The organism is Corallococcus praedator, from assembly GCF_003612125.1.
In the GTDB taxonomy this organism is placed as follows: domain Bacteria; phylum Myxococcota; class Myxococcia; order Myxococcales; family Myxococcaceae; genus Corallococcus; species Corallococcus praedator.
This window is the reverse complement of sequence record NZ_RAWI01000542.1, coordinates 1-5,161: the sequence shown is the minus strand read 5'-3', so window position 1 is coordinate 5,161 and position 5,161 is coordinate 1. Positions and strand designations below refer to the sequence as shown.

The following is a 5,161-nucleotide window of genomic DNA, read 5'->3' as shown; positions in this document are numbered from 1 at the left end:
GTTGCCGGGCGGCGGCGGCGGGAGTGGTACTCACGAAGGTGGGCCGGGTGGCGGCATCATCTTCATTCGTGGCCGGGAATTGAGCGGGACCGGTGACATCGTCGCGACGGGCCGCGCGGCGGAGCCCAGCACTGGCGCCGCGGGCAGCGGTGGTGGCGCGGGTGGCACCATCGTCGCGAGGTTCACGGGAACCGCGAAGTGCAGTTCGGTCGATGCGAGCGGTGGTGCGGGTGGAACCGCTGGCGCGACCCAGGGAGGCCCCGGTGGTGGTGGTGGCGGTGGGCGCGTGTTCTTCCAGGCCGGGTCCCTGGTCGGATGTTCGGCGCTCGTCGAGCCTGGGGCACCTGGAACCCTTCCTGACGGGCGGGACTCACGGGGCGCGGAGGCAGGCGGAACAGGACTTCAGCAGGTCGTCCAAGGTGTCCTCCCTGAAATGGAGGCGATGGATGCTGCGGAAAAGAAGCGCGTGTCCTCGGGCTCTGAAGACCTGGAACTCGATGATGCGGGCGCGCTGGACGCGGGCCCTGACGATGCAGGCACGGAGGACGCGGGGGCGGATGCGGGCCCTGTTGATGGAGGCCCATCGGATGCGGGTGCGGTGGATGCAGGCCCTGTGGATGGAGGCCCATCGGATGCGGGTCCTGTGGATGCAGGCCCTGCGGATGCAGGTGCGGCGGATGCAGGTGCGGCGGATGCAGGTGCGGCGGATGCCGGTGCGGCGGATGCCGGTGCGGCGGATGCCGGCCCAGCCGACGCGGGCCCAGCGGATGCGGGTGTTGCGGATGCCGGCCCGGCGGACGCGGGCCCTGTGGATGCAGGCCCAGCGGATGCCGGTGCGGCGGATGCCGGCCCAGCGGACGCGGGCCCAGCGGATGCAGGCTCCGCGGACGCAGGCACCGTCGACGCGGGACCCATTGATGCCGGGTTCCCAGACAAACCCACGGTGATTGCACCGCTCCACGGGGCCCTCCTCAATACCGCAACCCCGACGATGTCCGGTCGCGCCGATGCGGGAATCCTGGTGACCCTCTTCATCAATGACGATCCAGGGGTGACGAATATCGGTGTCGATGCGGGCGCCTGGTCCTACCTCCCCTCCGTCTCCCTGCGGGAGGGACTGAACTGGATCCGTGTCAGGTCGAAGAACGCGGCCGGCAATGAGAGCCCGTTCTCCAACACCCATGTCTTCACGGTGGATACAACGGCTCCCTCGCTGCCCACCATCAGTGCGCCAGACGCGGGGGCGTTCGTCCGCTCCAGTGCCCTGTTCTTCCAGGGCACCGCCGATCCGGACACCACGGTGTCACTGCTCTTCGACGGGGCGGATGCGGGGACCGCGTTTGCCAGCAGGACGGGGAACGTCTGGCTCTTCGCGGATCCGCTCCCCCTGAACGAGGGCCCCCATATCTTGAGGGCGAGGGCCATTGATGCCGCTGGCAACCGCAGCGATTCCGCCCCTCGGTCGTTCACCGTGGACAATACGCCGCCAGTCACGAGCCTCACGGTGACTCCGAACACCCCCGTCACCAAGGTGAGGACGCGGCTGTTTACCTTCACCTCGGAGGCGGGCGCGGACTTTGAGTGCCGGGTCGATAGCGGGAACTTCACCCCTTGCGCGTCGGCGCAGAGTCTGGATTTCGGAGAGGGGCTCCACTCGTTCGAGGTCCGTGCGAAGGACAAGGCGGGCAACGTCGATCCGACCCCCGAGTCCCACAACTGGGAAACAGACCTGACCCTTCCAGGTGCTCCTCTGCTGACCTCACCGGATGCCGGTGCCTATGTGGCCACCACGACGCCCGTCATTTCCGGGACGGCCGAGGCGAAAAGCAAGGTGACGGTTGTTGTAGGGGGGCAGTCGAAGGGGCCGGTGGATGCGGATGCAGCGGGACGTTGGGAGCTTCCAGTCACGCTCGTTGAGGGCACCTACAGCCTCAAGGCCACGGCGATGGACACGGCAGGGAATGTGAGTCCCGATTCCGTCAGTCGCTCGTTCACCGTGGACATCACGGCACCCGACACACTCCTCGACCCAGGATCCATTCCCGAAGCCTACTCCTCGAACACCACCTTCCCGTTCTCCTTCAGCTTCATCGGGAAGCCAGGGGAGACGGGGACCTTCGAGTGCAGCTTGGACACCGCGGGGTTCGCTCCGTGCGTGAGCCCGCTCACCGTGAACGTCGGCATCAAGCCCGTGGGGGAAGGACCGCATGTCTTTCGTGTTCGGGCGAAGGACCCGGCGGAGAACGTTGATGGCTCCCCGGCCATCGTCAACTGGACCGTGGATCGAGAGGCCCCGGACACGATCCTCACGTCGTTCCCGGACAGGAAGACGAACGTCCGGACCTTCACCTTCACCTTCACCTCCACCGAAAAGGAGGCGGACTTCCAGTGCATCCTTGATGGCGCGGGTCCCGTCGGTCTGCCTTTCACCGCCAACTGCAATGGTGGGTCCTATGCCGTGAACGTTGGGGATGGTCCGCACACGCTGTGGGTGCGAGCGCAGGACAAGGCCAAGAACATCGATTCTTCGGCAGCCTCCTTCTCGTGGGAAGTGGACGCGACGAGCCCCGCGAAGCCCGCCGTGACGAGTCCTCCGCAGGGCACCTTCGTCAACACGACCCTCCCCCTCTTGAAGGGCACCGCGGAGCCAGGCGCGCAGGTGCGCGTGTTCGCGGACGGTGTCCAGGTAGGCTCGACGACCGCCAATCCCCAGGGCACCTGGAGCATCAGTCCTTCGGTGGAGCTGTCCGAGGGGGAGCAGGAGATCACGGCGGACGCGACGGATTCGTACTCGAATCGCAGCGCCCCGTCCGACCCGCACCGCTTCACCGTGGATTCGATCGCGCCGGAGACGAAGCTGACCAAGACCCCGCCGTCGCTGGACAAGTCCGGTCAGGCGACATTTGAGTTCAACTCTCCCGCCGTGGGGAATCCCGGGACACTCGACCCGAACGCGACCTTCGAGTGCCTGGTCGATGACCGACCGCTCGTCCCTGACTGCGTGTCGCCCTATACCGTGACCGTCGGCAATGGGAGCCACATCTTCACGGTCCGCGCCAAGGACGCAGCAGGCAATCGGGATCAGACTCCCGAGACCTATTCATGGGTCGTGGATGGCACCCCGCCTGACGTGACCATCAAGTCCAAGCCCGCTGCGAAGACCAACGAGCAGGTGGCGAAGTTCATCTTCGAATCGACGGCTCCGAAGGCGACCTTCCCCTGCCAGCTCGACACCCTCCCGGCGATTGAAGACTGCACTGCCAACTACACTTCAGGAGTGCTGGCGCCTGGGCCTCATATGCTCGTCGTACGTGCCAGGAACCTCGCGGGTAGCGAGTCCCCTCCCGCGAGATGGGATTGGGTCATCGACACCAACCTTCCCGACACCATCATCAGCAAGGCGCCGCCTGAACTCACCAACGTTCAAATCTTCAGTTTCGAGTTCACGTCGAACAGGCCTCCAGAAGAGGTGGTCACGTTCTATTGCAGTCTCGACAGGGCGTCTGAAATCCAGGACTGCAAGTCACCGCTTGTCGTGCAGGTCATCTCGGATGGCGAGCACACACTGAAAATCACGGCCGAAGATGCGGTGGGGAACAAGGATGCCGAGCCCGCAGTGCATATCTGGACCGTGGATACGCAGCGCCCCGACACCCTGCTCCTCGAGGAACCCAAGTACCCGGGGAAGCTGGTGAACACCTCCCGCTGGCCGTTTGGCTTCACGTCCACCGAGGCGCGAGGGCGCTTCGAGTGCCGTCTGGACCTCGCCCTTCCTCTGGGGTGTGTCAGTCCCTTTGAAACGGACTACGCCGACGGTTCCCACACCCTTGAGATCCGAGCCATCGACGCTGCGGGAAACGAGGACGCAAGCCCTGTCTCCTACTCCTGGGTGGTGGATACGCAGGCGCCATCCGCCCCGGCCCTGACGACTCCCTCCGCCGAAGCCTTGGTGGCGACGGCCACCCCGGTGCTGGAAGGCAGCAGCGAGCCGGGCAGCACGGTGTACGTCTCCGTGGACGGAGTTCCGGTCGGCACGGTGGTCGCGAACGACGTCGGGCGCTGGAGCTATGCCCCGACGCAGCCCTTGAGGGATGGGGCCCACGCCATCGAGCTCCGTGCGAAGGATGCCGCAGGCAATTCAAGCGAGTCCTCCACGGCGACCTCGCTGTCCGTGGATACGCTGGTCCCTGACACCACCATCACCGCAGGACCGCAGGACCGCGTTCGGACGACCTCGGCGACCTTCCAGTTCTCCTCGACGGAGGAGGGGGCGACCTTCGAGTGCAGTCTGAACAACGTGGAGTTCACGCCGTGCGACGCCCAGATCTCCTTCGAGGTGTTCGAGGGCGCCAACTCGTTCCAGGTGCGCGCCAGGGATCGGGCCGGCAACGTGGACCCCTCGCCCGAAACCCGCGCCTGGCGAGTCTCCCTGGGCTCCGACACGCGGACCCTGGGCGGTGGCCTGAGCTGCTCGTCCTCGGGTGGGGGCGTGCCGTTCGGAATGCTGGCGGGCCTCGTGGGCCTGGCGCTGATGAAGGGCAGGCGACGCCGGGTCTGAGCATCCCTTGCCAGCGCAAGCCCTGTCCGGGGCTCAGCGGGCCCCGGACGTGGCGTCGGTTCTCCGGCGGCGGAGCAGCTCCGTTGCTCGGGCCCGGACGCTGGCCATGGGGTTGGCTCGCGCGGCCTCTTCCAGGGCGGGCACCGCGGCCTCGCCCAGCTCCGTGCGGATGAAGTCCTGGCAGGTGCGGTGGAACCGGTCGCTGACGAGGCAGCGGATGGCGTTCTGGATGAGGACGGGGGCGTTGCGGTACGCGGCGTCATTGCGCAGCGCCGCCCGGTAGGCCGCCACGCCGTCCACCCAGCGGAGGTTGTCGAAGTTGACGTTGCCCTCCAGGTAGCGGACGTAGGCGCTCGCCGGGTGTTTCACGGCCAGCTTCTTCAGCGCCGCCAGGGCCGCGTCCCTCCGCTGCGCCTGGATCAACCGCTGGGCTTCCTCGATGCCCGCCAGGGGCTCCACGACAGGCTCCCAGACGGGGGCCTCCGACCGGGGAGGTTCGTCCTTGGCGACAACGGGCGCGGGGCGCTCCGCCCGCTCGGACGACGTGGGCGCCGGTCCCGTGGACGTCGGCCAGAGCGCCCACCCGCCAAGGCCGGCCCCCAC

General features: G+C 67.1%; 3 protein-coding genes. 2 read left to right on the top strand and 1 reads right to left on the bottom strand.

Annotation, left to right across the window (positions count from 1 at the left end):
* Positions 1-446: 446 nt before the first annotated feature.
* Together D7Y13_RS46085 and D7Y13_RS38270 are read left to right on the top strand one after the other, a co-directional pair.
* Positions 447-947 (top strand): hypothetical protein, encoded by a 501-nt coding sequence (locus tag D7Y13_RS46085; protein ID WP_158620509.1) that lies wholly within the window; start codon positions 447-449, stop codon positions 945-947.
* The gene (locus tag D7Y13_RS38270) at positions 944-4,558 is read left to right on the top strand and encodes an Ig-like domain-containing protein (RefSeq protein WP_147444562.1); all 3,615 of its coding nucleotides are present in this window, start codon (positions 944-946) and stop codon (positions 4,556-4,558) included. The genes D7Y13_RS46085 and D7Y13_RS38270 overlap by 4 nt, the downstream gene beginning before the upstream one ends.
* 33 nt (positions 4,559-4,591) lie before the next feature.
* On the opposite strand, the gene D7Y13_RS46080 is transcribed toward D7Y13_RS38270, so the two are convergent.
* Positions 4,592-5,161 (bottom strand): hypothetical protein (locus D7Y13_RS46080; protein ID WP_158626189.1); only part of this gene is annotated, 570 nt, incomplete at its 5' end.